The organism is Streptomyces sp. NPDC007189 (genome assembly GCF_040703635.1).
GTDB lineage: Bacteria > Actinomycetota > Actinomycetes > Streptomycetales > Streptomycetaceae > Streptomyces.
On record NZ_JBEYEY010000022.1, the window covers coordinates 31,959 to 57,885 of the forward strand.

The 25,927-nt window shown below is 74.1% G+C and carries 27 protein-coding genes and 1 pseudogene; 16 read left to right on the forward strand and 12 right to left on the reverse strand.

Annotation, left to right across the window (positions count from 1 at the left end; translation table 11 throughout):
* Nucleotides 1-23: 23 nt before the first annotated feature.
* Nucleotides 24-788: a beta-glucanase gene (locus AB0950_RS34200; protein ID WP_360569890.1), complete on the reverse strand. Its 765-nt coding sequence runs from the start codon at nucleotides 786-788 to the stop codon at nucleotides 24-26.
* Between the two features lie 317 nt (nucleotides 789-1,105).
* Nucleotides 1,106-1,708 (reverse strand): hypothetical protein, encoded by a 603-nt coding sequence (locus tag AB0950_RS34205; RefSeq protein ID WP_366780169.1) that lies wholly within the window; start codon nucleotides 1,706-1,708, stop codon nucleotides 1,106-1,108.
* Between the two features lie 344 nt (nucleotides 1,709-2,052).
* Here AB0950_RS34205 and AB0950_RS34210 point away from each other — a divergent pair, with 344 nt between their 5' ends.
* The 3 genes from AB0950_RS34210 to AB0950_RS34220 all read left to right on the forward strand — a co-directional run bounded on the left by AB0950_RS34210 (nucleotide 2,053) and on the right by AB0950_RS34220 (nucleotide 3,689).
* The gene (locus tag AB0950_RS34210) at nucleotides 2,053-2,865 is read left to right on the forward strand and encodes a serine hydrolase (protein WP_366780170.1); all 813 of its coding nucleotides are present in this window, start codon (nucleotides 2,053-2,055) and stop codon (nucleotides 2,863-2,865) included.
* A 138-nt stretch (nucleotides 2,866-3,003) separates the two neighbouring features.
* Nucleotides 3,004-3,417 carry an SRPBCC family protein gene (locus AB0950_RS34215; RefSeq protein WP_360151263.1) on the forward strand — a complete coding sequence of 138 codons (414 nt, stop codon included), beginning with the start codon at nucleotides 3,004-3,006 and terminating at the stop codon, nucleotides 3,415-3,417.
* Between the two features lie 74 nt (nucleotides 3,418-3,491).
* On the forward strand, nucleotides 3,492-3,689 hold the full coding sequence (locus tag AB0950_RS34220; protein ID WP_360569896.1) for a hypothetical protein: 198 nt from the start codon (nucleotides 3,492-3,494) through the stop codon (nucleotides 3,687-3,689).
* Nucleotides 3,690-3,757: 68 nt separating this feature from the next.
* Here the strand turns inward: AB0950_RS34220 and AB0950_RS34225 are convergent, their stop codons facing one another.
* On the reverse strand, nucleotides 3,758-5,335 hold the full coding sequence (locus AB0950_RS34225; protein ID WP_366780171.1) for a hypothetical protein: 1,578 nt from the start codon (nucleotides 5,333-5,335) through the stop codon (nucleotides 3,758-3,760).
* Between the two features lie 266 nt (nucleotides 5,336-5,601).
* Here AB0950_RS34225 and AB0950_RS34230 point away from each other — a divergent pair, with 266 nt between their 5' ends.
* The 12 genes and pseudogenes from AB0950_RS34230 to hypA all read left to right on the forward strand — a co-directional run bounded on the left by AB0950_RS34230 (nucleotide 5,602) and on the right by hypA (nucleotide 15,449).
* Complete coding sequence (locus AB0950_RS34230) at nucleotides 5,602-6,705, forward strand: FUSC family protein (RefSeq protein WP_366780172.1); 1,104 nt, start codon at nucleotides 5,602-5,604, stop codon at nucleotides 6,703-6,705.
* Nucleotides 6,702-7,892, forward strand: a complete 1,191-nt coding sequence (locus tag AB0950_RS34235) for a PP2C family protein-serine/threonine phosphatase (protein WP_360151251.1) — start codon at nucleotides 6,702-6,704, stop codon at nucleotides 7,890-7,892. The genes AB0950_RS34230 and AB0950_RS34235 overlap by 4 nt, the downstream gene beginning before the upstream one ends.
* Before the next feature lie 142 nt (nucleotides 7,893-8,034).
* Nucleotides 8,035-8,178: pseudogene (locus tag AB0950_RS34240) on the forward strand (DoxX family protein); the annotation flags it as partial.
* Nucleotides 8,179-8,479: 301 nt separating this feature from the next.
* Nucleotides 8,480-10,030, forward strand: coding sequence for a hypothetical protein (locus tag AB0950_RS34245; protein ID WP_366780173.1), 1,551 nt, complete (start codon nucleotides 8,480-8,482; stop codon nucleotides 10,028-10,030).
* Nucleotides 10,017-10,562: a hemerythrin domain-containing protein gene (locus tag AB0950_RS34250; RefSeq protein WP_360151245.1), complete on the forward strand. Its 546-nt coding sequence runs from the start codon at nucleotides 10,017-10,019 to the stop codon at nucleotides 10,560-10,562. The genes AB0950_RS34245 and AB0950_RS34250 overlap by 14 nt, the downstream gene beginning before the upstream one ends.
* Nucleotides 10,559-11,650, forward strand: coding sequence for a hydrogenase expression protein HypE (locus AB0950_RS34255; RefSeq protein ID WP_360151242.1), 1,092 nt, complete (start codon nucleotides 10,559-10,561; stop codon nucleotides 11,648-11,650). The genes AB0950_RS34250 and AB0950_RS34255 overlap by 4 nt, the downstream gene beginning before the upstream one ends.
* A 52-nt stretch (nucleotides 11,651-11,702) precedes the next feature.
* Nucleotides 11,703-13,499, forward strand: a complete 1,797-nt coding sequence (locus AB0950_RS34260) for a nickel-dependent hydrogenase large subunit (RefSeq protein ID WP_360151239.1) — start codon at nucleotides 11,703-11,705, stop codon at nucleotides 13,497-13,499.
* Nucleotides 13,492-14,034 (forward strand): NifU family protein, encoded by a 543-nt coding sequence (locus tag AB0950_RS34265; protein WP_360151236.1) that lies wholly within the window; start codon nucleotides 13,492-13,494, stop codon nucleotides 14,032-14,034. The genes AB0950_RS34260 and AB0950_RS34265 overlap by 8 nt, the downstream gene beginning before the upstream one ends.
* Nucleotides 14,031-14,618, forward strand: coding sequence for a DUF5947 family protein (locus tag AB0950_RS34270; RefSeq protein WP_360151233.1), 588 nt, complete (start codon nucleotides 14,031-14,033; stop codon nucleotides 14,616-14,618). The genes AB0950_RS34265 and AB0950_RS34270 overlap by 4 nt, the downstream gene beginning before the upstream one ends.
* Nucleotides 14,619-14,639: 21 nt before the next feature.
* Nucleotides 14,640-14,846 carry a hypothetical protein gene (locus AB0950_RS34275; RefSeq protein ID WP_360151230.1) on the forward strand — a complete coding sequence of 69 codons (207 nt, stop codon included), beginning with the start codon at nucleotides 14,640-14,642 and terminating at the stop codon, nucleotides 14,844-14,846.
* 32 nt (nucleotides 14,847-14,878) lie between these two features.
* A complete protein-coding gene (locus tag AB0950_RS34280; RefSeq protein ID WP_360151227.1) occupies nucleotides 14,879-15,076 on the forward strand; it encodes a hypothetical protein in 198 nt (65 codons plus the stop codon).
* A gap of 7 nt (nucleotides 15,077-15,083) precedes the next feature.
* Nucleotides 15,084-15,449 (forward strand): hydrogenase maturation nickel metallochaperone HypA, encoded by a 366-nt coding sequence (hypA, locus tag AB0950_RS34285; RefSeq protein WP_360151224.1) that lies wholly within the window; start codon nucleotides 15,084-15,086, stop codon nucleotides 15,447-15,449.
* 20 nt (nucleotides 15,450-15,469) lie between these two features.
* Here the strand turns inward: hypA and hypE are convergent, their stop codons facing one another.
* The 9 genes from hypE to AB0950_RS34330 form a co-directional block, all read right to left on the reverse strand.
* Nucleotides 15,470-16,549 carry a hydrogenase expression/formation protein HypE gene (gene hypE, locus AB0950_RS34290; protein ID WP_366780174.1) on the reverse strand — a complete coding sequence of 360 codons (1,080 nt, stop codon included), beginning with the start codon at nucleotides 16,547-16,549 and terminating at the stop codon, nucleotides 15,470-15,472.
* Nucleotides 16,542-17,711 carry a hydrogenase formation protein HypD gene (gene hypD, locus AB0950_RS34295; RefSeq protein ID WP_360151218.1) on the reverse strand — a complete coding sequence of 390 codons (1,170 nt, stop codon included), beginning with the start codon at nucleotides 17,709-17,711 and terminating at the stop codon, nucleotides 16,542-16,544. Before hypD ends, hypE begins: the two co-directional genes overlap by 8 nt.
* Complete coding sequence (locus AB0950_RS34300; RefSeq protein ID WP_076096141.1) at nucleotides 17,708-17,998, reverse strand: HypC/HybG/HupF family hydrogenase formation chaperone; 291 nt, start codon at nucleotides 17,996-17,998, stop codon at nucleotides 17,708-17,710. Before AB0950_RS34300 ends, hypD begins: the two co-directional genes overlap by 4 nt.
* Nucleotides 17,999-18,002: 4 nt before the next feature.
* On the reverse strand, nucleotides 18,003-20,348 hold the full coding sequence (gene hypF, locus AB0950_RS34305; protein WP_366780175.1) for a carbamoyltransferase HypF: 2,346 nt from the start codon (nucleotides 20,346-20,348) through the stop codon (nucleotides 18,003-18,005).
* Nucleotides 20,345-21,067, reverse strand: a complete 723-nt coding sequence (hypB, locus tag AB0950_RS34310; protein ID WP_360151212.1) for a hydrogenase nickel incorporation protein HypB — start codon at nucleotides 21,065-21,067, stop codon at nucleotides 20,345-20,347. The genes hypF and hypB overlap by 4 nt, the downstream gene beginning before the upstream one ends.
* A 71-nt stretch (nucleotides 21,068-21,138) precedes the next feature.
* Nucleotides 21,139-21,705, reverse strand: a complete 567-nt coding sequence (locus AB0950_RS34315; protein ID WP_360151206.1) for a hydrogenase maturation protease — start codon at nucleotides 21,703-21,705, stop codon at nucleotides 21,139-21,141.
* Complete coding sequence (locus AB0950_RS34320) at nucleotides 21,702-23,408, reverse strand: hydrogenase maturation protein (protein WP_366780176.1); 1,707 nt, start codon at nucleotides 23,406-23,408, stop codon at nucleotides 21,702-21,704. Before AB0950_RS34320 ends, AB0950_RS34315 begins: the two co-directional genes overlap by 4 nt.
* A gap of 66 nt (nucleotides 23,409-23,474) precedes the next feature.
* Nucleotides 23,475-23,843: a low affinity iron permease family protein gene (locus AB0950_RS34325; protein WP_360151200.1), complete on the reverse strand. Its 369-nt coding sequence runs from the start codon at nucleotides 23,841-23,843 to the stop codon at nucleotides 23,475-23,477.
* 760 nt (nucleotides 23,844-24,603) lie between these two features.
* The gene (locus tag AB0950_RS34330; RefSeq protein WP_360151197.1) at nucleotides 24,604-25,134 is read right to left on the reverse strand and encodes a hypothetical protein; all 531 of its coding nucleotides are present in this window, start codon (nucleotides 25,132-25,134) and stop codon (nucleotides 24,604-24,606) included.
* Between the two features lie 250 nt (nucleotides 25,135-25,384).
* Here AB0950_RS34330 and AB0950_RS34335 point away from each other — a divergent pair, with 250 nt between their 5' ends.
* Nucleotides 25,385-25,876: a DUF1360 domain-containing protein gene (locus AB0950_RS34335; RefSeq protein ID WP_360151194.1), complete on the forward strand. Its 492-nt coding sequence runs from the start codon at nucleotides 25,385-25,387 to the stop codon at nucleotides 25,874-25,876.
* Nucleotides 25,877-25,927 lie beyond the last annotated feature (51 nt).

The window sequence follows — 25,927 nt, forward strand, 5'->3', positions numbered from 1 at the left end:
CAGGGTGCGCTCCGGCTCGTCGGTCACGGGGCCCGGTCGTCGCGGAGCGCGCTGCCCCGCGTCCCGGCGCACGGCGCGTCGCGGTGGGCGGGGCGGCGTACGACCAGGCTGCTCACCTCGAAGGACATCTCGGTCGTGTCGGCGGCGGGCGCCGGGTGGTAACGGCCCGCGGACACTGACAGGTTGACGATGAGGTAGGCGTGCCAGCCGTGGCCCACGCCGCGGTGGTCCGCGAAGACCGGGGCGCCGTTCACCGACCAGACGACCGAGCGCGGCCCGAACTCGGTGCGCAGGTCCAGCCACGCGCCGGGGCGGACGGCGGCGTCCTGGAAGGAGTGGCCGGCGCCGCGCACGTGGTTGCCGAACTCCAGCAGGTCCGGGTGGTCGGGGTGGTACTCGAACACGTCGATCTCCTGGTCGCCGTCGCGCCAGGTCCAGATCGCCGGCCACGCCCCGGCCTCGCCCGGCAGCCTTACCCGCGCCTGGAGGATGTCTCCCGAGCGGACGGTGAACGCCTCCTCGCTCCCCTCGGTGGTCAGCAGGCCGGTGTCCCAGTAGCCGTCCGCCCGGCGAGTGGCCCTGAACACGCCGGAGCGGGAGTAGGCGGCGTCGGGCACCAGGTGGTCCAGCTTGTCGTCGCCCGGGTTGACCGGGCCTGAGTCCGGATACGCCCAGGTGCGGCCGGCCACCCATTGCCGGGTGGAGCCGAAGTCCGCCGTGAACACGACGTCGGCGTGCGGCGGGACGCGCGGGGGCGGCAGCGGGTTTCCGGGAGTCGGTCCGTCCATGACGGATGTCTGACCTGCCCGGCCCCGAACATGCGCCGGGGCGCCCCGCGCGGCGGCGGAACGACCCTTTCGGGTGACGGTCCCTGCGGGAGTACGGCCGTGAAGGGGCGCCAGGCCTGGTGGGACGGCGGATTCCGTGGTGTGCTGGTGGTGGCGGGAAGGACCGAGAACAGACGCGGGGAAGCGGCTCGCAGCCGTGCACCGCGCAATCCGGATCCGCGAGAAGCGGGTGGCCCTTCCCGCCCCGGCACGCAGCCATCCGCCGTGCCGTCCTCGCGTCTGGCCTGCACCTTGCGGCGACTCTGCGCAGGCGCAGGTCAGCCGCGTCCCCCGCTGAGGTTCCCCCACCGGGGTCCGATCTGCTTCCACTCCTCGTCCCACTCGGCCATGCGCCGCTTGATCAGCCGGCCGCGGACCACCCATCCCGCGCCCCAGACCGCCGCACCGGCCGACGGGGCGACGAGCACGCCGGTGAGGGCCGCCTGCAGGTCCGCCGCGGCGCCGGTGACGGGCGCGGAGACCACATGCCCCGCGCGGTCGGTCCACACGGTGACCTGGGATCCGGCGGGGACGCCGGGCAGGACCTTCGCCCGGTCGGTGTGCACGGCGCCGTGGGCGTCCGTCCAGCGCACGGTGGCCCAGACCCGCCCGTCGGCGTAGCCCGACCCGGAGGCCGAGGTCCGCGCCACGCCGTCGGTGACCACGGCGGACACCGCGTGCACCTGTGCCTGGCGGGCGGAGAAGGCCGCACCCGCGGTCTCGGCCGCGGCGAGCCCGGCGGCGGCGCCGCCGAACACGGCGAGCACCCAGGTGGCCAGGACGATCCAGGCCTCGACGACGTCGCTGTGCCGCCTGAGCGGGTTGCTGTGCCAGCGCCACAGCCGTACAGGTGTGACCGTCGTGGGAGGTGTCCGGGTCATCGTCACCGCCTCCTCTCGCGCACCGGCGGCTTCGTCGCCTCCACTCCACGTACCCCTCGCCGGGCAGGAGTGCGCCGGGCGGGCGGCGAGCGGGCTCGGGGCGGTCTCCCGGGCCCGGCCGTCGAGTGTCACCCCACCATCGTGCACCTCAATGCGGATGTCGGCGGGCTGAGTGCCCAAGAGGCTCGCGAGAAGGTGTCGCCGGGCCCCGCCGACCAGAGGAATCGGCGGGCGGTGCGTAGAAGAGCAGGGGGCCGGTGGCTCTTCTCACAATTCGCCCGGAACGCGCGTGATGGTGACCGCCGCCACGTCGGCGGGCGCACGTTTTCTCTACGTTCGTGGCCATGCCGTTTCACCTCTCCCCCGCCTCCGCACGCTCACGGGCCGGTGCCCTCCTGGCCTCGGCCGCGGCCCTGGCCTCTCTGGCCGCCCTGCACCCCGCACCGGCCGCGGCCGCCCCCGCGCCGGCCGCCTCCCCGCACTCCACGGCCGCCGTACTGGACCTGGACGCAGCCGGCCGCACCCCGGTGGTGCGCGGAACGGACAGCGCGTACGACACCGCGAGCATCGTCAAGGTCGACATCCTCGCGGCGCTGCTGCTGAAGGCGCAGGACGCGGGGCGGCAGCTCACCGCCGAGGAGCGCGGGCATGCCGAGCCGATGATCGAGCGCAGCGACAACACGGCGGCCGACGCGCTGTGGCGGCAGATCGGCCAGGCCTCCGGGCTGGCGGCGGCCAACAAGCGGCTGGGGCTGACCTCGACCACGGCCGGGTCCGGCGGGAAGTGGGGCCTGACCCGCACGACCGCGAGCGACCAGATACGGCTGCTCAGGGACGTGTTCGACGGCAGCGCGACGGCTCCTTCCGGCGCCACCGGCCTGAACGCGCGCTCCCGGGCCTACATCCGCACGCTCATGGGCCGGGTCGTGCCCGAGCAGAGCTGGGGCGTCTCGGCCGCGGGCGCCTCCGGGACGCCGCGGGCGCTGAAGAACGGCTGGCTGCAGCGCACCACCACCAACCTCTGGGACGTCAACAGCATCGGCCAGGTCACCGTCAAGGGACACCGGTACCTCGTCGCCGTCCTGTCCAACGGCAGCGCCTCGATGAGCGAGGGCGTCTCCCTGGTGGAGCGAACGGCACGCGCGGCCGTCGCCTAGCGCCTCGGCGGACGTGCCCCTCGGCTCCCGCCGCGCCGCACTCGACATCACCGCCGGCGACACGGGGGGGGACTTTTCGGGCGCCGTGGACGGGGCACGCGGTCGGGGTAGGACTCCCGAGCGGAGGGCGGTATCAGCATGAGCGAGTACGAATGGTCCCGCACGATGCCCGCACAGCCCGAGCAGGTCTTCGACCAGGCGGCCAACATGGGCCAGCTCGACGCATGGCTCCCCGACGCCGTGCACGTGGAGGCCGAGGACCCGCCCGCCGTCACGGTGCACGAGGACCGCTACGGCCACGACATGCCCGCCCTGCTGCGGGCCGAGCCCGACCAGATGCGTCTGGAGTGGGGCACGCGCGAGCAGGGCAGCTACACCGGCTGGCTGCAGGTGTCCGGCATCGGCAGCGGGGCCAGCGAGGTCACCGTGCACCTGTCGTTCTTCGACACCGATCACGATCCCGGCGAGGAGACGGTGTTCGGCGCACTGGACAGCAGTCTGCGGCGCCTCGAGGAGCAGGTGCGCCTGCGCGTGGACAACCCCTCCGGCTGAGGTCCCGGCCCCGGCGCGGGACCCCCGTTTGCCGTCGGAAAACGCTGGGGACCCGGGAAGCGGAGGTGATCGTCGTGCCTGAACCCGGCAGCAAGAAGTACGACACCCGAAGGGCGCGGCTGCGCAAGGACGCCGAGCGTTCCGGCCTCTCCGACCAGGACGCGAACGCCGTCGCCAACGAGTCCCTGCAGGAGGACGAGCGGTGGCGGAGCCGGGGCCCGAGGACGGAACGCGGCCGCGGCCCCAAGGGCGAGCGCCCGGAGAACGAGTAGGCGTGCTCAGGGCCTGCCCGGACACACCGGGGAGGCCCTGAGTCGTACCTGCCGCTGACGGCCTTCCGTCAGTAACCGGATCCGAACGTCTGGGTCGTGTAGGCGCACTCCGTGTAGATGTACCCGGGTCGCAGAGCGGCCGTGTCGGAGGCCGGGGTCGCGGTGCTGGTGCCGTTCGGCTTGTGCACGAAGTAGGTGGTGCCCGCCGGGAGGCTGATGGTGCGCTGCGGATAGTGCCTGGAGCTGTCGCTGCACGGCTTGAAGCCGGTCGTCAGGGTCTCGGCGAGGGTGTACGCCTTGCAGCCGCCGCAGGCCTTCAGGGTGAAGCTGCCGGTGACCGGGCCCGTGTAGAGCACGGTGATGTCGTGCGGGCTCGCGTTCTTCACCGTGACGGAGATGCCGCCGCCGGAGCCGGTGGTGGGCAGCTTCTTCCCGGCCTTCGGGAGCGTCTGGGCGACCTCGGCGGCTATGGCGATCTTCTTGGCGCGGGCGGCGTTCCGGGCGTTCTTGTTGTCGGCGACGAACTGCTCCATGGTCTTCTGGGCGGCGTCGAAGTCGCCGTCCTTGTACTGGTCGACGCCGCAGGCGTACTCGCCTGCGTCGCCGCTGCGGCCGGCCTGCCCGGCGGCCTCGGCCAGCGTGCCGTCCGCGTCGCCCGACGACTTCGCCAGTGCGCCGATCCGGGTGTCGAGGTCGCGCAACTGCTGGACCGCGGCGCAGGGTTCGCTGCCGTCGACGGCCTTCTTCGCCCGCCGTACCGCCGCGTCGACGGCCGGGGACACCTTGGCCGCCGCCTCGGAGCGCGGGAAGGTGTCCAGCAGGTCGCCGAAGCGGGCGTCCCAGTCCGTCCCGCCGGCGGTCAGGCGCTGTGACCCGCACTCGAACAGGGAGTTCGCGAGCCGGTCGTCGGGCCAGCCCGCCAATGACCCGAGCCGGCCCTTCGGCAGGGTGCCGGGCACCGTGCGCAGGTACTTCAGCGGCTCGACGGCGTCGCAGTAGTCCTGGTGGCCGTAGGCCGCGCCGACCGTCGTGTAGTAGATCCGCAGGCTGTCGGGCAGTCGCCGGGCCGCGCGGGAGCCGGCGTGGTGCTCGGCGAGGTCGCGGTAGACCTCCAGCGCCGACCGGTAGCCCGGCTCGGCGGACGTGAACGGCCGGCGGCCGCTCGTCGCCACCAGCAGGTCGGCCTTGTCCAGGCGGGCGAGGAGCGCCTGTTCCACGGCCTCGTCGTGGGCGTCGCGGTACCAGAGCGCGCCGCCCGCCGGCACGGCCAGCAGCACGATCCCCAGCAGCAGGGCCAGCGGCGCCCTGGGCGGCCAGGACAGCCGGGTGCGCAGTCCGGCGATCCCGCCGTGGAGGGCGGCGAGCAGCAGGACGACGGCGTAACCGGCGAGGGCGGCTGACGGGACCCCGTCGGCGTCGGCGGGCAGCGCCACGAGCAGCAGGACGACGGTCGCCGCCCAGCACACGGCCATGAGCACCCACCGCCGCAGCAGCGCGTATCCGAGCCCCAGACCGCTCAGGTTGAGCAGGGCGACCGCGGCGGCGCGCCATCCGTCCGGCGGCGCGGGCGGCGGGCTCGTCGGCATGGGCGGGACCGGCGGCGGCACCGCGAACCCCTGGCTCGGACCGTACGGACCTCCGGACATGCTCACTCCCCCCGTCAGCGGCGCCCCCCATGGCCGCGGATCCGCAGTGTACGGGCCCGCGTGCCGACTGGACAGAGGCCCGAACACGCCCCACACGGTTGAGAATTGAACAGGTTGCGCATAAGGCGGCCCTTGGCCGTCTCTTCCTACTTCTTATTTGCCTCATGCCCCTTTTGTCCGATTATCCTGGGCGGCCGTGCCCGGTCGGAGAGGTCCGGCGGCATCCGATGACATCGACGGCATCCGAGGGAAGGAACGGACGGGACATGCTCAGCGCGCGGTTGCCCGCTCTCCTGGCACGGATCGGACGGGCCGGCGGCGCCGAGGCCGCACGGGCGGCCGTGGCGGCGGGGCTGACCTGGCAGGCCTGCGCGCGGCTGCTGCACATCCCCGCGCCCTGCACCGGTGCCGTCGCCGCCGTCCTCATCGTGGAGACCACGGTGGCGGCCACGGTCTCCGCCGCCACCCGCTACACCGCCGGATGCCTGCTCGGCGCCCTGCTCGCCGTGCCCGCGGCGCTGTACGCGAGACCCCCCATGGCGGGTCTCGCCCTGGTCGTCTTCGCCTCCGCGCTGCTGGCCCGGCACGGATTCCTCGGGCACCACGGACTGCATGTGCCGATGACCGCCCTGCTCACCTTCGCCCTGGTGCGCGGCGGCCACCCCGACGAGCTGGCCGCCCACCTCGCGGAGATCCTGCTGGGCATCGGCTCCGGGCTGCTGTGCAGCGTGCTGCTGTTCCCGGCCGTGCGCGTACGGTCCGCCGAGCGGGCCCTGGAGGACCTGCGGCTGCGGGTCGCCCGCTGCCTGGACGGCCTCGCCGACGCCGTCGTACGCCGCGAGCGGCCGCGGGGCGTCCTCGGGCCGGCCTGGGAGGACGACCTCGGTACGGCCCTGATCCGGGCCCGTGCCGCCGTGGACGAGGCGCACGAGAGCCTGCGCTGGAACGTGCGGCCGGCCGCCCGGCGCCGCCGCTGGCACCTGGACCACCGGGTGCTGCGCACGCTGACCGACGTCGCCGGGCAGGTCACGGCGGCCGGCCGGCTCCTCGACGCCCACCCCGGCGCGGCCGAGGGCTCCCGCCCCGGCTCCGCCTTCGCGCAGCCGTACGCCCGTCTGCTGCGGACGACCGCACTGTGCGCCTACTCCTGCCGCGGCGGCCGGCCGCACCCCGCCCTGCCCGCCGCCCGCCAGGCCCTCGCCCGGCTCGGCGCCCATGGCTGTGATCCGCCGGACGGCACCGGCGGCCCCGACCAGCGTCTGCTGCGTCCTCTGTCGTCGGCGCTGACCTGCCTGTCGGCGCCTGCGCCGGCTCCGCCCGCCCGGTCCCACCGGCTCCTCGACCCGCTACGGCACGCACCGCGACGATGACCACACACACCTCCCAGCTCCAGGACGCCCCCACCGGATCCGGACACACCCCCGACCCCGCGCGCCGCGGCACGGCCCGGGCTCCCTGGGGCCGCGCCACCCGAGCACTGCCGGCCTCGGCCCCCGTGCTGCTCATGGTGGTCGTCGCCGTCACCGATCTGCTCACCCCGGACTGGCTGCACGTCTCACCGGTGATGGCCGCCGTCCCCGTGCTGGCGGCCGTGCTGCTGCCGTGCTGGGCGACGGCGGCGCTCGCCGGCGGGGTGCTCGTGATCACGGGGCTGCTCCAGTGGGACGCCGGCAGTTGCGGGCACCCGGACGCGGACGTCACCCTCGGCAGCCTGTTCGTGGTCGGCCTCACCTCGCTGGCCGCGTGCTCGCTCAGACAGCGCCGGGAGCGGCAGCTGCGCCAGGTCCGCTCGGTCGCCGAGACAGCGCAGCGCGCCCTGATGCATCCCCTCCCGCACCGCATCGGCTCGCTCGCCCTGAGCGGGGTGTATCTGCCGGCCGAGTCGGAGGCGCGGATGGGCGGTGACTTCTACGAAGCGCTCAGCACGCCGTACGGAACCCGGCTGGTGATCGGCGACGTACGGGGCAAGGGGCTCGAGGCCGTCGGCGCCTCGGCGACGCTGCTCGGCGCGTTCCGTGAACTGGCGTACCAGGAGCCGTCCTTGACGAAGGTGGCGGAGCAGCTCGACGAGCGGGCCCGCCGGCGGATCGCCGCCCTCGACGGCACACCGGACGGGCCGGGCCCCGACGGCCCGGGCGCCCTGTTCGCGGAGCGGTTCGCGACGGCGCTCCTGGTGGAGTTCCCGCCCGGCGAGAGCGTGGCCCGCATCGTGCACTGCGGCCACCCCGAGCCGTATGTCGTCCACGCCGGCGAGGCACGGCCGTACGAGCCCGAGCAGCCCGGCGCGCCGCTCGGCCTGGGCGACCTGCTGGCGGCCCAACCCCCGTCCCAGGCCGTGCCGTTCGGGCCCGGCGACCGTCTCGTGCTGTACACCGACGGGTTCATCGAGGGCCGCGACCGTCGTGGCCGCTTCCACGACCTGGCCGCCTCCGTGCGCGCGCACGCCGGCCGGCCGCTGGAGGCGATGGTGGCCGCCCTGCGCCGCGGCCTGCTGCACCACGTGCACGGCGACCTGGGCGACGACGCGGCCCTGGTGGTCCTGGAACGCCTGCCCTGAGAGGCCCGGCCCGCCGGTTCAGCGGACGGCCGCCGGCGCCAGCGCCCCCGCCGCGAGCAGGTGCTCGGTGACCGCGCCGATCCGGACCGGCCGGCCCTCGCGCTCGTCTGCGGCCAGCCAGTGATCGCGCCAGGCGCCGGTCGTGCCCCGCGCGTGGCTCCCCGCCCTGGCCCTGCTCAAGGCGGTGGGAGCGGCCGGACTGCTGCTCGGGCTGCTCGACGCGAAGCCGCTGGGGCTCGCCGCCGACACCGGACTGGTGCTGTTCTACGTCGGCGCCGTGCTCGCCCCGACGACTGGCTGAGCGCCCTCGCCAACGGGTACGGGCACGACGGCCCTGAAGGGAGGGGTGTCCTCCGGGTGCCCGGCCAACGCGTCTTCACCCTGCCCGACTGTCCCGGCTTCGCCGCTCCAGCAGTCCGTGCGGGCAGCCACCGCCTGCTCCCGTCACCCAGCGTGTCGACAGGCCCTGACGGGCTCTCGTTTTCCCCCGCGCGGCGCAATGGCGGTGCGCCGGAGGGGCGCGGGTCTGTGACCGGTGTGACCGTGGTGGAAGGAGTGGGCCGGCAGACCTGCGACGAGGAGGCGGCATGCCCGACGGAAGCGGCGAGGGCGGAGCGGCGCGCGCCGCCGTGCTGGACGACCGGTGCGCCGGTGCGCCGCGCGGCCCGGCCGGTGACGCCTTCGAGCAGATCGGCGCCGTCGCGGACGCCGTGCTCTACGAGGGGTACCTGCTCTACCCCTACCGCCGGTCCTCGCCGAAGAACCGGGTCCGCTGGCAGTTCGGCGTCCTGCTGCCCCGGGACTGGGTGGAGCGGGACGGACCGGTCACGCCGGGGATCTCCGGCTCCGCGGACTCCTGGTACCAGCAGACCGAGTGCCTGCTGCGCGCCCGGGACGCGGACGCGGTCGTACGGGTGCGGGTGCGGTATCTGCAGATGCAGGACAAGCAGATCGAGGCGGCCTGCCCGGACGGGGAGCACCGGCCGGTCGAGTCGTTGCGCACGGCCGACGGCGCCGCACACCTGTCGTTCGAGGAGGCGGTGCCCCGCGAGAGCGAACTCGCGCTGCCGCTCAAGGAGTTGACCGGCAGCGGCCGTACCGCGCTCGTCGCGGCGGCGGCCGGCACGGACACCGAGCCGCTGCCGGACGGGGCGGGCCGGACCGTGCGGCGGCGCCGTCAGGTGCGGGGCGCCGTCACGGTCGTGGCGGAGCCGCTGGCGCCGGAGCTGTACCGGCTGCGGGTCCGCACCGAGAACACCGGCGAGGCGGCGGACCCGGACGCCCCGCGCGGCGAGGCGCTGCGGCAGGCGCTGATCGCCACCCACACCCTCCTCGGCGGGGACGGCGTGGAGTTCGTGTCCCTGATCGATCCGCCCGAGGCGCTCGCCGATCAGGCGCGGGGCTGCCGCAACGCGTTCACGTTCCCCGTGCTCGGCGGCGCCGCCCAGGAGGGCTCGACCGGCGCCGCCGCGCTGTCCGCCCCGATCATCCTGCCGGACTGGCCGCAGGTGGCGCCGGAGAGTCCGGGCGACCTGCACGACGCGGCGGAGATCGACGAGATCCTCACGCTGCGCACCATGCTGCTGACCGACGAGGAGAAGGCCGAGGCAAGGGCCACCGACCCACGGGCCGCGCAGATCGTGGACCGGGTGGAGGCCATGCCCCGCGAGGTCTTCGAGCGGCTGCACGGCGCGATCCGTTCCCTGACGCCGGCGGCCCCGCCCGCCGACCGGCCCGCCTGGTGGCAGGAGGGCGGCGACGACGGCCTGTCCCCGGCGACCGACACGGTGCTCGTGGACGGGGTGCGCGTCGGCGGCGGCAGCCGGGTGCGGCTGCGCCCGCGCGGCCGGGGCGCCGACGCGCAGGACATGTTCCTGGCCGGCCGCACCGCGCAGGTCGCGGCGGTCTTCCACGACGTGGACGGCAGCGTCCATCTCGCGGTCACGGTCGACGACGACCCGGCCGCCGAACTGCACGGCTGGTACGGCCGTTTCCACTACTTCCGGCCCGACGAGGTCGAACCCCTCGGCCCCGCCGGCCCACCGGGCCCGGGCCGGCCACTGCGGCCGCAGCCCCCGCGGCCCCCCGAGCGTCCGGCCGGCCGGCCGGAGGAGGGACGGTTCGATGGACGCCCTTGACGTCCTCACGCACGACCACCGGATGGTCGAGCAGTTGTTCCGCGACTACCAGGCCGCGGCCTCCGACCGGCAGCGCCGCGGCGTCGTGGAGCTGCTGGTGCGGGAGCTGTCCAAGCACGCGGCGCTGGAGGAGATGCATCTCTACCCGCTGGCCAGGAAGGTGCTGCCGGACGGCGACCGGGAGGTCGACGAGCACTTGAGCGAGCACATGGGGGTCAAGCAGATCCTCCTCGAACTCGACCGGCTCGGCGAGGGCGACCAGCGCACCGGCGAACTGGTCGAGCAGCTGCGGCACGAGGTGGCGGAACACATCCGGGAAGAGGAGGGCACCCTCATGCCACAGCTGCGGCAGCACGTCTCGCAGCCGGACCTGGACCGGCTGGGCCGGCTGATCGCGCAGGGGAAGGCGGGCGCACCGACCCGCCCGCACCCGAGCGCCCCCGACCACCCGCCCGCCCTGACCTTCGCGGCCCCGGTGGCCGCGGCCTACGACCGACTCCGGGACCGACTGCAGCGGAGGCCGAGGACATGACCACGCAGAGCGGCACCACCGAAGTGACCCGCGAACCCAGCCGGGCGAAGGCGCGCGGGGACGGATTCGACGAGATCCACATCCTCTGGATCTCCGAGGGCATGAGCTGCGACGGCGACACCGTGTCCCTGACGGCCGCCGGGCAGCCCGCCATCGAGGACCTGGTGCTCGGGCTCATCCCGGGCCTGCCGAAGGTGAACCTGGTCAACAAGGTGCTCTCCCCGAGCCTGGGCGGCGAGGACTTCCTGGCCCCCTACCGGGCGGCGGCGCGCGGGGAGCTGTCGCCGTTCATCCTGGTCATCGAGGGCTCGATCCCCAACCAGAACATCATCGAGGGCGACGGCTACTGGACGTCCTTCGGCAACGACCCGGACACCGGCGAGCCGCAGACCCTCAACTGGTGGATCGACCAGCTGGCGCCCAGAGCCTGGGCGGTGGTGGCCGCCGGCACCTGCGCGGCGTACGGCGGCATCCACGCCATGGCCGGCAACCCCACCGGCTGCATGGGGCTCGCGGACTATCTGGGCTGGGACTTCAAGTCGCAGGGCGCGCTGCCGGTGGTGAACGTGCCCGGCTGCCCGATCCAGCCGGAGAACTTCATGGAGACCCTGATCTGGGTGCTCTACCACGCGGCCGGAGCGGCGCCGCCGCCCCCGCTGGACCACATGCTGCGTCCGCAGTGGCTGTTCGGCAAGACGGTGCACGAGGGCTGCGACCGGGCCGCGTACTACGAGCAGGCCGACTTCGGCCGGGACTACAACTCCCCCAAGTGCCTGGTGAAGACGGGCTGCTGGGGTCCGGTCGTGAACTGCAACGTGCCCAAGCGCGGCTGGATGGCCGGCATCGGCGGCTGCCCGAACGTGGGCGGCATCTGCATCGGCTGCACCATGCCCGGGTTCCCGGACGCGTTCATGCCGTTCATGGACGAGCCGACCGGCGGTGCGCTGTCGTCCGCGCTGATCAAGCCGTACGGGGCGGTCATCCGCCGGCTGCGCGGGCTGACCAGCATCGCGGTCAACCGCGAACCCAAGTGGCATCACAACGGACCGGAACTGACCACCGGTTACGACCCCCACTGGCGTCCCTGACGGAAGGCCACCACAGACCCATGCGTACGACGAACGAGGGGCAGGAACCAGGATGACCACCACCGACACCACGCGGGCCGGTGCGCGCAAGCCCGCGCAGATCGTGGACATGTCCTGGGACCCGATCACCCGGATCATCGGCAATCTCGGCATCTACACGAAGATCGACTTCGCCAACCAGGAAGTCGTGGAGTGTCACAGCACCTCCTCGCTCTTCCGCGGCTACTCGGTGTTCATGAAGGGCAAGGACCCGCGCGACGCCGGGTTCATCACCTCGCGGATCTGCGGCATCTGCGGCGACAACCACACCACGTGCTCCAACTACGCCCAGCAGATGGCCTACGGCGTCAAACCGCCGCGGATGGCCGAGCACATCACCAACCTCGGCGAGGCCGCCGAGTACATGTTCGACCACACGATCTTCCAGGACAACCTGGTGTTCGTGGACTTCTGCGAGGCGATGGTCAAGGCCACCAACCCGGGGCTGCTCTCCCGCGCCGAGCGCACCGACGCGCCGCGCGGGGACATCCACGGCTACCGGACCATCGCCGACATCATGAAGGCCTTCAACCCCTTCGAGGGCGAGGTCTACAAGGAGGCGCTGAAGGTCAGCCGGGTCACCCGGGAGATGTTCTGCCTGATGGAGGGCCGCCATGTGCACCCCTCCACCATGTATCCCGGCGGGGTCGGCACCATGCCGCAGCCGAACACCTTCACCGACTACCTCGCCCGGCTGATGCGCGTCATCGACTTCGTGAAGAAGGCGGTGGCGATGAACGACGACGTCTTCGACTTTTTCTACGAGGCCCTGCCCGGCTACGAAGAGGTCGGCCGACGCCGGATCATGCTGGGGTGCTGGGGCGCCTTCCAGAACCCGGACGTGGTGGACTACCGCTACGAGAACATGAACCGGTGGGGCAAGGCGATGTACGTCACCCCCGGCATCATCGTCGACGGCAAGCTCGTCACCAACAACCTGATCGACATCAACCTCGGCCTGCGCATCATGCTGGGCAGCTCCTACTACGAGGACTGGGTCAACGAGCAGCCGTTCGTCACCCACGACCCGCTGGGCAACCCCGTCGACATGCGCCACCCGTGGAACCAGACCACCGTGCCGGTGCCGCAGAAGCGGGACTTCGGCGACAAGTACAGCTGGGTGATGAGCCCGCGCTGGTACCACCCGGAGACCGGTCAGCACCTCGCCCTCGACACCGGCGGCGGCCCGCTGGCCCGGCTGTGGTCCACCGCGCTGAGCGCCCTGGTCGACACGCCGTACATCAAGGCAACCGGCAGCAGTGTGCGGATCACCCTGCCGAAGGGCGAGTCGCTGCCGGAGACCACGCTGGAGTGGCACATCCCCAAGTGGAGCAACACCATCGAACGGGACCGCGCCCGGCCCTACTTCGTCGCCTACGCCGCCGCGATGGCCCTGCAGTTCCTCGAGGAGGCGATGGGACTGCTGCGGGCCGGCGAGACGAAGATCTTCACGGACTTCGAGGTGCCGGACGAGGCGATCGGCTGCGGTTTCCACGAGGCGGTGCGCGGTGTCCTCTCGCACCACCTGGTGATCAGGGACAAGAAGATCGCGAACTACCACCCGTACCCGCCGACCCCGTGGAACGCCAGCCCCCGTGACAGCTTCGGCACCCCGGGCCCGTACGAGGACGCCGTGCAGGGCCAGCCGATCTTCGAGGAGAACGGTCCGGACGACTTCAAGGGCGTCGACATCATGCGCACCGTGCGCAGCTTCGACCCGTGTCTGCCCTGCGGGGTGCACATGTACGTGGGCAAGGGCAGGACGCTGACGACGGTGCACTCGCCGACGTACGGGGCGAACCATGGCTGACGCCGGGCGTCTGGCGGATCCGGAGGTGGAGGCGCGGCTGGCCCGGCTGGACGAGCTGCTGGCCGGTCTTGAGTCCGCGCCGGGTCCCGCCGGGACCACGGCCGTCGAGGCGGTCCGGGTGCTGACCGAGGTGTACGGCGAGGCGCTGGCCCGGGTGCTGGATCTCGCCGCAGAGCAGCTGTCCGGGCAGCTGGCCGGGGACGAACTGCTGGGGCACCTGCTGGTGCTGCACGGGCTGCACCCGGAGCCGCCCGCCCGCCGGGCCGAACGCGCGGTCGACCGGCTCCGGCCCGCCGTGCGCGAGCGTGGCGGCGACGTGGAACTGGTCGGCGTCGAGGGCGAGGTGGCCCGGGTGCGGGTCAGCGAGGGAGGCGGCTGCGGTTCCGGCTGCGGTGGCGGGCCCACGGTTGCGGACGCGGTCCGGGAGGCGGTGCTGGCGGCCGCGCCGGAACTGACGGCGGTCGAACAGCTGCCGGCGCCGCCCGCCCCCGCCTTCGTACCGCTCGACTCCCTGCTGGTACGGGAGGCGCGGTGAGCGTGGACGGCGCGCTGGCCCGGGTGATCCGCTCCGCCGCCGAACGGGACGGCCCCGAGCGGTGCGAGCTGTGCGCACAGCCCGTGCCGGAGGAGCACCGCCATCTGTACGCCGCCGAGCGCGCGGAGCTGCTGTGCGCCTGCGGGGCGTGCGCGGTGCTGTTCGCCGGGGACGGCGCGGGCGGCGGCCGGTACCTGCTGGTGCCGCGCCGGCGGGTGCGTCTGGAGCCGGTGGACACCGCCCCGCTCGGGGTGCCGGTGGGGCTGGTGTTCTTCGTGCCGCGGGCCGACGGCACGGTCACCGCGCAGGGCCCGAGCCCGGCCGGCGCCATGCGCTGGGAGGTCGACGCCGGCCGCTGGGCGGTGATGCGCGCGGCCTGTCCACCGCTGGCGACCATGGCGCCGGAGGTGGAGGCTCTGTTGGTGAACACCGTGCGGGGCATGGACCACCACTGGATCGTGCCGGTCGAGGACTGTTTCCGGATGGTCGCGCTGGTCCGCCGGGAGTGGCGGGGCCTCGCCGGCGGGGGCCGGGTGTGGCCGGCCGTCGAGCGGTTCTTCACCGAGCTGACCGAGCGGTCGTGAGGACCGGAGAGGAGAACAGTCATGAGCGCCATCCGGGTGGGCCGCCCCCAGGCGAAGCCCGACACACCGACACACGTGCCCGGGCTGCACCAGGGCAACAAGGGCCCGTACCAGCACCAGACCGGACACCACAGGGACGGCACCTCCGACGCGCGCCGCTCCACCGGGATCCACTGGAAGCGGCACAACGCCATCATGAAGATCATGCCGAACATCTCGCCGGGATGACCGGCGGGATGCGCAAGCGGAAGGGCATCGGGATGGGAAAGCGACCAGCGGCAAGGAGTTGCGGCGCGGCGCGCACGGGGACGACGGCACAACGGGTGCTGATCGCCCAGGGTGTGCTGGTCGGCGCTGTCACGCTCGCGCTGCTCGTCCGGGAAATGCCGGGCATCGTGCGCGAGGTGCGCATCTGGCGCATGAGCAATCTGCGCTCCGGCGCCAAGCGCCCGCGCTGAGCCGGCCGTGCACGAGCTGTCGATCGCGACCGCGATCGTGGAGCAGGCCGGCGAACTCGCCCGCGCGGACGGGACGGACACCGTCTCGGCGGTGACCGTCCGCGTGGGCGAGCTGGCCGGTGTGGTGCCCGACGCACTGCACTTCGCCTTCGAGGTGGCCCGGCAGGACACGGCACTCGCCGCGGCCGAACTGGTTGTCGAGCAGGTCACGGCGCGCGCCTGGTGCGCGCCGTGCGCCGAGGAGTTCGCGGTGGGCATGCCGCCGTTCTTCTGGTGCCCGCGCTGCGACCGGCCCTCCCAGGAGCTGCGCAGCGGACGGGAGTTGGAGATCACGGAGGTCCGGCCGGCCGAACCGGACCCGGCCCCGCGCTGAGGACGGGCCCGGGGCGCGGCTCAGCAGATGCGGGGCAGTTGCTCGCCCAGCGGCAGGTCCACCACCCGGGTGCCGCCGAGACCGGTGGCGACGACGACCATGCCCGGGTGGTCCGCCACGCACTCGCCGATGAGGGCGGCGCCGGCGCCCTGCGGGTGTGCCCGCATCGCCGCCAGCACCGCCTCGGCGTGCTCCGGGGGCACGAAGGCGACCAGCCGGCCCTCGTTGGCGACGTACAGCGGGTCCAGGCCGAGGAAGCCGCAGGCGTTCTGCACCTCCTCCGGGACCGGGACGGCCCGCTCGCGCAGGCGGACGCCGGTGCCGGAGGCGTGGGCGATCTCGTTCAGGGAGGCGCCGAGGCCGCCCCGGGTCGGGTCGCGCAGCACGTGGATGTCCTTCGTGACCGCCAGCATCGCCGCCACGAGGTCCGCGAGGGGCGCGGTGTCCGAGGCGATCTCGACGCCGAACTCCAGGCCCTCCCGCACGCTCATGACCGCCACGCCGTGCAGGCCGATGGGCCCGCTGACGATCACGGCGTCGCCGGGCCGGGCGCGTTGCGGGCGGATGTCGACCCCGTCGGGTACGAGTCCCACGCCTGCGGTGGTGACGTAGACGCCGTCGCCGTGTCCGGACTCCACGACCTTGGTGTCGCCGGTGGCGACGGTGACGCCCGCGGCCTTCGCCGCCGCCCCGACGGCCCGCGCCACCCGGCCGACGACCTCCAGTTCCACGCCCTCCTCCAGGACGAACGCCGTCGACAGGTAGGCGGGCCGGGCGCCGCTCATCGCGAGGTCGTTCACCGTGCCGTTGACGGCGAGGTCGCCGAGGCTGCCGCCGGGGAAGAACAGCGGCCGTACGACGTAGGAGTCGGTGGAGAAGGCGAGCCGGGCGCCGCCGAGTTCGAGGACGGCCGAGTCGGTGAGGGCGGCGAGGACGGGGTTGCCGTAGGCGGGGGCGAAGACGTGCTCGATCAGCTCGGCGGACAGGGCGCCGCCTCCGCCGTGCCCCATGACGACGACCGGCTGGTCGCGCAGGGGTGCCGGGCAGCTCCAGTTCGCGGGGTCGACGACCTCCGTCCCGGGCGTGGCGATGTCAGCCAACGGGGTTCATCTCCTCGTGCGAGACCTGCGGAATCTCAGATACCTGCCGGACCTGCGGTTCCTGTGACGCCGGGGTGTTCATCCGGCGGTACAGGTAGTAGGCGGCGCAGGCGCCCTCGCTGGAGACCATGGTGGCGCCCAGCGGGGTGCGCGGGGTGCAGGCCTTCCCGAACGCCTCGCACTCGGTGGGCTTGATCAGTCCTTGCAGCACCTCGCCGGCGCGGCACACGGCGGGCTCCTCGGTGCGGATGCCGGTGACGTCGAAGCGGTGCTCGGCGTCGTAGGCGCGGTAGGCGTCGGACAGCCGCCAGCCGCTGGCGGGGATGCGGCCGATGCCGCGCCAGTTGCGGTCGGCGACCTCGAACACGTCCTCCAGCATGCGCAGGGCCGCCGGGTTGCCCTCCTCGCGCACGGCGCGCTGGTAGGCGTTCTCCACCCGGTGCTCGCCGCGCTCCAGCTGGTGCACGGCGCGGCGGATGCCCTCGAGGATGTCCAGCGGCTCGAAGCCGGTCACGACGATCGGAACCCGGTGCTTGTCGGCCAGCCCGGGGTACTCGGCCGTGCCCATGACGCTGCACACGTGCCCGGCGGCGAGGAAGCCCTGCACCCGGCACTGAGGCGCCGTCATGATGGCCTCGATCGCGGGCGGGACCCGGACGTGGGAGACGAGCAGGCTGAAGTTGTCCAGACCCAGGCGGCGCGCCTGGTGGACGGCCATGGCGTTGGCCGGGGCGGTGGTCTCGAAGCCGATGGCGAAGAACACCACCTGCCGGTCGGGGTTCTTCCGGGCGAGGCCGAGGGCGTCCAGCGGTGAGTAGACGACGCGTACGTCGCCTCCCTCGCCCTTGACCCGGAACAGGTCCCGGTCGGTGCCGGGCACGCGCAGCATGTCCCCGAAGGAGCAGAAGATCACCTCGGGCCGGGCGGCGATGTCCAGGGCCTTGTCGATGACCTCGAGCGGCGTGACGCACACCGGGCAGCCGGGGCCGTGGATCAACTCGACCTGTTCCGGGAGGAGTTGGTCGATGCCGTGGCGGATGATGGAGTGGGTCTGGCCGCCGCAGACCTCCATCAGCGCCCAGGGCCGGGTGACCGTGGCGCCGATCTCGTCCAGCAGCCGGCGCGCCAGCTCGGGGTCGTTGAACTCGTCGATGTACTTCACCGCGCCTCACTCCCGCTCTCCTGCCGGGCCGCCTGCTCCCAGGCGTCCCCGAACTCCTCCTCCAGCAGCCCCAGTTGCTCGAACAGCTCCAGGGAGGCGCGTGCCGACTCCTCGTCCAGGCGCTGCAGCGCGAAGCCGACGTGGACGATGACGTACTCCCCCACCCGCACATCGGGCAGGTACTCCAGGCACGCCTGTTTGCGCACTCCGCCGAAGTCGATCAGCCCGGTGAGGGGGTCGGCGCGATGGTCGATGGACACGACCTTGCCGGGCACTGCCAGACACATGGGGTCACTCCGTCTCGTGGTGGGTTGCTGTTCCCGCGACCATGAGCTGACCGAGCGCCAACCCGCCGTCGTTCGGGGGGACTTCGCCGTGCCGCAGGACCGTGAAGCCGTCCCCGGCCAGCAGCGCGGTGCACTCCTCCTCCAGCAGGCCGTTGGCGAAGACGCCTCCGGTCAGGGCGACCGTGGTCAGGCCGGTCTCCGCGCGGGCGCGCCGGCAGATGCCGGCGACGGCCCGTGCGGCGCCCCGGTGGAAGCGGGCCGCGAGGAGCGGTGCGGGGGTGCCGCGCCGCCGGTCGTCCAGGAGGGCGCGGAGCATGGGCGCCGGGTCGATGTGTCCCGGCCGGGAGAGTCCGAAGGGGTAGGCCCCGCGGTCCGCGTCCACGGCCTCGAGCGCGACCGCCTCCAGCTCCATCGCGGCCTGCGCCTCGTACTCCGCCCGGTGGCACACGCCCACAAGCGACGACACGGCGTCGAACAGGCGGCCCATGCCGGACGTCGGCACGCAGGCCAGCCCCCGCTCCAACTGCCGGTGCAGAACGGTGCGTTCGGTCCCGGTGCAGGCCCGCACGCTGGGCAGGTCCGGCTCCCACGGCAGGCCGGCCGCCCACAGCCGGGCCAGCGCCAGCCGGCAGGGGTTGGCCACACCGGCGTCTCCGCCGGGCAGCGGGGCGGGGGTCAGATGGGCGAAGCGCCGGTAGCCGGTGTAGTCGGCGAGCAGGATCTCGCCGCCCCACATGGTGCCGTCGTCGCCGTATCCGGTGCCGTCGAAGGCGACGCCGATCACCGGTGTGGTGCCGTCCAGGCCGCCTTCGGCCATCGCGGAGGCGATGTGGGCGTGGTGGTGCTGGACCAGCCGCAGGGCGCCGTCGGGCAGCCGGGCGGCACGGTCGCGGGCCCGCCGGGTGGAGTGGTATCGGGGGTGCCGGTCGGCGGCGACCAGCGCCGGCGTGACTCCGGTCAGCCGGGTCAGGTGCCGTTCGGCGCGCTCGGCGGCCTCAAGGGTGGCCAGCTCGCCCATGTCACCGATGTGCGGCCCGAACCAGGCGTGCTCGCCCTCGGCCAGGCACAGCGCGTTCTTCAGGTCGCCGCCGACCGCGAGCACGGGCGGGACGGGCACCGGCAGCCGCAGGGAGCGGGGGACGTAGCCGCGGGAGCGTCTGAGGACCTGTTCGGTGCCGTCCGGGCGGACCCGCAGCAGCGAGTCGTCGCACGGCGAGGCGATGGGCCGGTCGTGGGTGAGCCAGGCGTCGGCCAGTGAGGCGAGCCGGTCCAGGGCCTCGGCGTCGTCGGTGACGATGGGTTCGCCCGAGCGGTTGCCGCTGGTCATCACCAGCACCCGGGGGCCGGGCGGATCACCGGGCAGGCCCAGGAGCAGGGTGTGGACGGGGGTGTAGGGCAGCATCACGCCCACGTGCGGGCTGCCCGGGCAGACCTGGTCCGCGAGGCGCAGGCCGTCGGCCGGAGTGCGCCGGCGGAGCAGGACGACGGGGCGCCGGGGGCTGGTCAGCGCGCGCCGTTCGGCGGTGGAGACGGCCGCGATCCGCTCGGCGGTGGCGAGGTCGGCGCACATCACCGCGAACGCCTTGCCGCCGCGTTCCTTGCGGGCGCGCAGGGTCGCGACGGCCCGGTCGTCGGTGGCGTCGCAGGCGAGGTGGTAGCCGCCGACGCCCTTGACGGCGACGATCCGGCCGGCGGCCAGCAACGCCCGCGCCGTGGCGAGGGCGTGCGCGTCCCGGGCCGGGCGCAGGCCGCCGAGGCCGGGGACGAGGGTGAGCCGCGGCCCGCAGCCGGGGCAGGCGACGGGCTGGGCGTGGAAGCGCCGGTCGGCGGGGTCGCCGTACTCGTGGGCGCACGAGGGGCACATCGGGAAGCCGGACATCGTCGTGGCCACGCGGTCGTACGGCATGCCGGTGGCGATGGTGAAGCGCGGGCCGCAGTGGGTGCAGGTGACGAACGGGTGCCGGTGCCGGCGGTCGGCCGGATCGGCCAGTTCGCGCAGGCAGTCGGCGCAGGTCGCGGTGTCGGGCGGCAGCTCGGTGCGGCCGCCGGCCCGCTCGGTGGAGCGGATGGTGAAGAGGCCCGCCTCGCCGGTCGCGGGCAGGTCCTCACCGGCGATGCCGGTGACGGTGGCCAGGGGCGGCGGCTGTTCCGCCAGCGCGGCGCAGAACCGCTCGACCTCCTGCGCCGGGCCCTCCACCTCGACGATCACTCCGTCTCCGGTGTTGCCGACGAATCCGGCCAGGCCCAGGCCCGCGGCGAGCCGGTGCACATGGGGCCGGAAGCCGACGCCCTGCACGGTGCCGCGCACGGTGAGCCGGCGGCGCACCAGGCCGGTGGCGGGGGCCGTCATACGGCGGAGGCGGGCGCGGTGTGCTGGTGGCCGTGCGGACGGGGCGCGAGGGGCGGGCGGTGGAGCGTGCCGTCCCGGGCGGCGAGGGCGCGGTCGAGGAGGGGGCCGGCGCCGGCGCCGGTGCGGGCGCAGGACCGTACGATCTCCACGCCCGGGTTGACGCGGTGCACGTTCGCCCGGAAGGCGGCCTCGTCGAAGCCGGCCGGCTCGGCGAGGTCGGTCTTGGTGACGACGACGAGATGCGCGGAGCCGAACGCGGTGGGGTACTTCAGCGGCTTGTCCTCGCCCTCGGTGACCGCCATCAGCACGACCCGCAGCGTCTCGCCGAGGTCGTAGGCGGCCGGGCAGACGAGGTTGCCGACGTTCTCCACGAAGAGAACCCTGGTGTCCTCGGGCAGCCAGCCCGCCAGCCGGTCCCGCAGCTGCCGGGCCTCCAGGTGGCACAGGCCGTCGGTCAGCAGCTGCTGGACGGGGGCGCCGGAGCGGGCCAGCCGGACGGCGTCGTTCTCGGTGGCCAGGTCCGCGGTGAGCGCGGCCACCGGCACCTCGCGCTGCACCGCGCGGGCCAGGACCCGGCCGAGGAGTTCGGTCTTGCCGCTGCCGGGGCTGGACAGCAGGTTCACGACGGTCACGCCCTGCCGGGCGAGATCGGCGCGCAGCTCGGCGGCCAGATCGTCGTTCTTCGCGAGGACGGCCTGCTTGACGTCGGACCCGCACATGGGCGCTGCTCCTCGGATGCGGTGGTGGAGCCCGGCCGCGTGCTGCGGCGCGGGTTCCACCGATCTTCCGCTCAGCCGGCCGCCGTACCGGGCAGCGCAGCCGGGTGCGGGGGCCCGGATTCCACCGGGCAGCCCAACGGGGGCGCGGGCGCGCGGGGGTCGGCGAGCAGAGCCGGGACCAGGGTGTGCAGGGCGTCCACGGTCCGGGGGACGGCTTGTTCGACCGGTGCGCTGAGTCCGGGCAGGATGTCCTCGTCGCCGTCGGGCAGCACCTCGGGCTCGCAGGCCAGCACCAGGACCCGGGGCAGGGGCTCCTCGCCGAGGTGGGCGGCCAGGGCGAGCACCTTCGCCGGGTCCATGCCGTGGGCCTCGGGTACGACGTCGCCGCCGGGCGGTTCGGCCTCGATCAGAACGAGGGTGCCCGGGGGGTGGCCGTGGCGCGCGGTGTCGACCAGGACGGCGGTGTCGTACCCGTCGAGCAGGTCGTAGGCGAGGTCCATGCCGCGGATGCCGTAGTCGCGCACCCGTACTTCGGGCGGCAGCGGGCGCCGGGCGAGGGCGCGGATCACCTCGGGGCCGAAGGCGTCGTCGGCGAGGAAGATGTTGCCGACGCCGGCCACCAGCAGCCGCGCCGTCACCGGAGGGCTCCGGCGGGCGGGGTCAGGGGCCGGGGCGAGCCGGACGGGGTCTTGCGGACGAAAGCCGAGCGCAGGGCGTGATAGGGGGCCTGGGGGTCGTGGAAGATGGTGTGCATCCGGGCCAGTTCGGCCTCGCGGTAGGCGGCGAGCGGAGGTTCGCGCTCCTCGTCGGCGCGGGCGGCCTTCGCGGCGATCCGCGCGTCCAGGAAGGGCGAGGCGGCGAGTTCGGCCGCCAGCCGCCGCACCTCGGCCGGGAAGGCGCCGGGCGCGGCCGGTACGAGGCGGTCCACGAGCCCCAGCCGCTCGGCGGACGCCGCGCTCACGGGCAGGGCCTCGGTGGTCAGCCGGCGGGCGGCTTCCGGTCCGACGCGGCGCGGCAGGCTGTACGTCCAGAACTCCGAGCCGTACAGGCCCATGCGCCGGTAGTGCGGGTTGAGGACGACGCCGGTGCGGCACCACACCTCGTCGGCGGCGAGGGCGAGCATGACGCCGCCGGCCGCCGCGTTGCCGGCGAGCGCCGCCACGACCAGCCGGTCGGTGGTGCGCAGCACCGCCTCGACCAGGTCGTCGATGGCGTTGAGGTTGACCCACGACTCCTGGGCGGGGTCGGGGGCCGCCTCGATGACGTTGAGGTGGATGCCGTTGGAGAAGAAGTCACGGGCCCCGCCGAGCACGAGGACGCGGGTGGGCCGGGACAGCGCGTGCCGGTAGGCGGCGAGCAGCCTGCGGCACTGGTCGGTGCTCATCGCACCGCCGGGGAAGGAGAAGCCGAGGAGGCCGACCTCGCCGTGCTCCCGGTAGCGGATGTCGGTCCAGGTCCGCCGCTCGTCCGGCAGCTCCAGGGGGGCGGGGTCCTCCGGGAGCCGGAGGGAGGGTTCCCAGGCGGCGAGCACGGAGGCGGCCGGGCGGCGGAAGGGCGCCGGGTCGCCGGAGCTCTTGCGGGGGCGGAGTTCCGGGATCCACACCGCGCCGTCGCGGGTGGCCCGGCACACGGCGCCGGTCCGCTGGGCGAGGAGGTCGCCGGGACGGCCGCGCAGCCGGTCCTCGGGGTGCCCGCCGTGCAGGAACACCTCCCGGCCGAGGAGGTCGTCCAGGACGCCCGGCTGGGAGTCGGCGCCGCGGAGTTTGCGCAGGACGGTCGCGGTGTCGTCGCGCTCCCAGTCGATCCGCCGCCGCTCCTGCCGGAAGACCTCGCGCCAGACCACGCCGACCGAGTCGTCCGTCTGCGGCCGGGGCTTGTAGGAGCCCTCGGCGTAGCGCCGCACGGCGGTGAGGACGGCGGTGACGGCGGCGTCGGAGGCCTCGTTGCGGTACAGGTCGCTCTTGCCGACGGGCGGTACGGGGAACGGCTCCGCCGCCCAGATCGGGCCCGCGTCCATCGCCGCCTCGGCCTGCAGGACGGTCACACCCCACTCCTCCGCTCCTTCGGCGACGGCCCAGTCCAGCGAGGACGGGCCGCGGTCGCCGGGCGGCCCCGGGTGCACGATCAAACAGGTGTGGTCGCGCCACAGGTCCTCGGGCAGCGCGGTCCTGAGCATCGGCGCGACGACGAGGTCCGGCCGCAGTTCGCGCACGGCGGCCCGGACGGGGTCGGGGCCGTGCGAGGCGAGGACGACGTCCACGCGGTGCCCGTGGTCCGTCAGTTCGGCGAACACCCGCTGGGTGAGGCTGTTGAACGCGCTGGCGACGAGCAAAATGTCCATGACACGGCATCGTCGTCCCTGTCCGGGGCGGCGTGAAGCACCGCCGCGCCGTTTCGTCCCCCTCGCTCAGGTCTCTTCCTCCATGCGGATCGCGTTCCGCAGGTCCTCATAGGCCCGGCTCCGGTCGTCGGCGTGGGCTTCCAGCAGGGCCCGGGCGATCGCGTCGAGCTTGCGCTGGATGGCGTGCTCGGCCCGCATCTCGGCGTTCTTCAGCAGGGCGAGGAGCAGCAGGGTGACCGCGGTCATGGACTCGCCCGCCAGCAGCAGCAGTTCGAGGCGCAGATGCGCGACGTGCGCGGCGACGAAGAAGCCGACGAGGGCCAGGCACAGGAGGAAGAACACCGGCGAGCTGGTGAAGTTGGAGGCGTACTCGGCGAACTGCTCGAACGGGCCGCGGCGCGGCCCGCCACGGTGCACGGGGTTCTTGAAGGTCATGGCCGGGCCTCACCTCACGGCGCACGGATCCGGACCAGCTCCGCAGTACCCCCGGGGAGGGCGTACGACACGGCAGGCGGCCCGACGGGCGCGTACGGCACCGGGGGCCGTCCGGCGCCGGGCCGGGCGCTCAGGCGGCGAGGGCCAGGCCGGCGGGCCGGATGCTCAGGCAGCGGGGGTCCGGCCGGCGGGCCGGATGCTCAGGCGGCGAGGGGCCGACCGGCTCGGCCGGGCGCTCAGGCGGCGAAGGTCCGGTCGGCGAGCCGGATGCTCAGGCAGCGAGGGTGCGGCCGGGGCCCAGGCGGTCCAGGAACGCGTCGAGGTGCAGCTCGGCCACGGGGGCGAGGCGGTCGGGGTGGCGCACCAGCGCGGCAGCCCGCCGGTCGCCGTCGTCGAGGGCGAACAGACGGCGGAACCCGCCGGATACTCAGGCAGCGACGGTCCGGCCGGCAGGCCGGATGCTGAGGCGGCGAGGGGCCGACCGGCTCGGCCGGGCGCTCAGGCGGCGAAGGTCCGGCCGGGGCCCAGGCGGTCCAGGAGCGCATCGAGGTGCAGCTCGGCCACGGGGGCGAGGAGGTCGGGGTGACGCAACAGCGCGGCAGCCCGCCGGTCGCCGTCGTCGAGGGCGAACAGACGGCGGAACCCGCCGAATACTCAGGCGGCGACGGTCCGGCCGGCGGACCGGATACTCAGGCAGCGACGGTCCGGCCGACGGGCCGGATGCTCAGGCAGCGAGGTACCGACCGGCTCGGCCGGGCGCTCAGGCGGCGAGGGTGCGGCCGGGGCCCAGGCGGTCCAGGAGCGCATCGAGGTGCAGCTCGGCCACGGGGGCGAGGAGGTCGGGGTGACGCAGCAGGGCGGCAGCGCGCCGGTCGCCGTCGTCGGGGGCGAGCAGGCGGCGGAACTCGGCCGTCGTGCCCGCGGCGTGCTCCCCCTCGGCGAGCGCGGCGACGGCCAGCCGGGCCAGCTCGGGGTCGGTCAGCAGGCCGGCCGCCCAGCTGGCCACGACCTCGTCGACCCAGGTCCGCCAGGCCCAGTCCTCGTCCGCGCCGTGCTCGCCGGTCCGCTCGGCGCCGGTGATCCAGTCCAGCCGGGCGGCGCCGCCGGGGCCGGCCATCGTGACGAGGGCCGCGTCCATGTCGGTCGGGTAGCGCAGCCATGCGGCGACGGTCACGGCCTGCCGGGCCTGCACGTCGCACAGCGCGGCGGCCAGCGCGCCGCCGCTGGGCGGATAGGCGCCCGTCAGCCAGCGCGCCGTCGCGGCGATGAGGGGGGACAGATCTGTGAGCACAGCCGGGCCGTCCGAGAGGCGATGGGGAACAGAAGCTCCACGCAACGGTAGCCCGGCACGGGGCGTCGCCGGGAGGGAGTGCGAAGCAGGTCATATGTGGCATCGCCCACGCCGGCGGGCGGCTGCGCCACCCCTCCCCTCCCGGCACCGTCTGCGATCCGCTGCCGGCTCCGAGCCGGTCACGTGTCGCCTTCGCGGCCCGGGGAACTCGTCGCGGGCTACGCCAGCACACTCACCGGAGGTCAGGGGCATGACGACGGACGCCGGGCAGTACGAGGACCAGAGCGACGTCCCTCTCAGCGGGTACGCCACGCTCGCCTCCGTCTTCGCGTCCGGCGCCGGGGCCTTCGCGCTGGTGGCCCGGCGCCGGGGTGTGCGGCTGCCGGAGACGGTGCCGCCGTGGGACGTCGTCCTGCTGGGGACGGCGACGTACAAGGCGTCCAGGCTGCTGACCCGGGACAAGGTCACGAGCTTTCTGCGGGCGCCGTTCACCCGCCGCGCGGACGAGGGCGAGGCGAACGAGGTCATCGACGAACCGCGGGGCGACGGGCTGCGACGCGCCGTGGGCGCCCTGCTGTGCTGCCCGTTCTGCACCTCCGCCTGGGTCGCGGGCACCCTGGTGTGCTCCTACACGGCGGCGCCCCGGCTCACCCGCCTGGTCTGCGGCGGTCTCGGCGCGCTGACGGTCGCGGACTGGCTGCAGTACGCCTGGACGTGGACCCAGCAGACGGCGGAGAGCTGAGTCGATGGCGCGAGGGCTGCCTGCTCTGCCGTTGCCTGCCCTGCCGTATCC

Bases quoted from the DNA above. Each gene is read 5' to 3' on its own strand.
- AB0950_RS34335 (WP_360151194.1), top strand. From the start codon at position 25,385: ATGACGACGGACGCCGGGCAGTACGAGGACCAGAGCGACGTCCCTCTC.
- AB0950_RS34320 (WP_366780176.1), bottom strand. From the start codon at position 23,408: ATGGACATTTTGCTCGTCGCCAGCGCGTTCAACAGCCTCACCCAGCGG.
- hypB (WP_360151212.1), bottom strand. From the start codon at position 21,067: ATGTGCGGGTCCGACGTCAAGCAGGCCGTCCTCGCGAAGAACGACGAT.
- AB0950_RS34205 (WP_366780169.1), bottom strand. From the start codon at position 1,708: ATGACCCGGACACCTCCCACGACGGTCACACCTGTACGGCTGTGGCGC.
- AB0950_RS34250 (WP_360151245.1), top strand. From the start codon at position 10,017: ATGGACGCCCTTGACGTCCTCACGCACGACCACCGGATGGTCGAGCAG.
- AB0950_RS34210 (WP_366780170.1), top strand. From the start codon at position 2,053: ATGCCGTTTCACCTCTCCCCCGCCTCCGCACGCTCACGGGCCGGTGCC.
- AB0950_RS34280 (WP_360151227.1), top strand. From the start codon at position 14,879: ATGGGAAAGCGACCAGCGGCAAGGAGTTGCGGCGCGGCGCGCACGGGG.
- AB0950_RS34255 (WP_360151242.1), top strand. From the start codon at position 10,559: ATGACCACGCAGAGCGGCACCACCGAAGTGACCCGCGAACCCAGCCGG.
- AB0950_RS34225 (WP_366780171.1), bottom strand. From the start codon at position 5,335: ATGTCCGGAGGTCCGTACGGTCCGAGCCAGGGGTTCGCGGTGCCGCCG.
- AB0950_RS34235 (WP_360151251.1), top strand. From the start codon at position 6,702: ATGACCACACACACCTCCCAGCTCCAGGACGCCCCCACCGGATCCGGA.
- AB0950_RS34215 (WP_360151263.1), top strand. From the start codon at position 3,004: ATGAGCGAGTACGAATGGTCCCGCACGATGCCCGCACAGCCCGAGCAG.
- AB0950_RS34230 (WP_366780172.1), top strand. From the start codon at position 5,602: ATGCTCAGCGCGCGGTTGCCCGCTCTCCTGGCACGGATCGGACGGGCC.
- AB0950_RS34325 (WP_360151200.1), bottom strand. From the start codon at position 23,843: ATGACCTTCAAGAACCCCGTGCACCGTGGCGGGCCGCGCCGCGGCCCG.
- AB0950_RS34260 (WP_360151239.1), top strand. From the start codon at position 11,703: ATGACCACCACCGACACCACGCGGGCCGGTGCGCGCAAGCCCGCGCAG.
- AB0950_RS34275 (WP_360151230.1), top strand. From the start codon at position 14,640: ATGAGCGCCATCCGGGTGGGCCGCCCCCAGGCGAAGCCCGACACACCG.
- AB0950_RS34245 (WP_366780173.1), top strand. From the start codon at position 8,480: ATGCCCGACGGAAGCGGCGAGGGCGGAGCGGCGCGCGCCGCCGTGCTG.
- AB0950_RS34200 (WP_360569890.1), bottom strand. From the start codon at position 788: ATGGACGGACCGACTCCCGGAAACCCGCTGCCGCCCCCGCGCGTCCCG.
- hypF (WP_366780175.1), bottom strand. From the start codon at position 20,348: ATGACGGCCCCCGCCACCGGCCTGGTGCGCCGCCGGCTCACCGTGCGC.
- AB0950_RS34300 (WP_076096141.1), bottom strand. From the start codon at position 17,998: ATGTGTCTGGCAGTGCCCGGCAAGGTCGTGTCCATCGACCATCGCGCC.
- AB0950_RS34265 (WP_360151236.1), top strand. From the start codon at position 13,492: ATGGCTGACGCCGGGCGTCTGGCGGATCCGGAGGTGGAGGCGCGGCTG.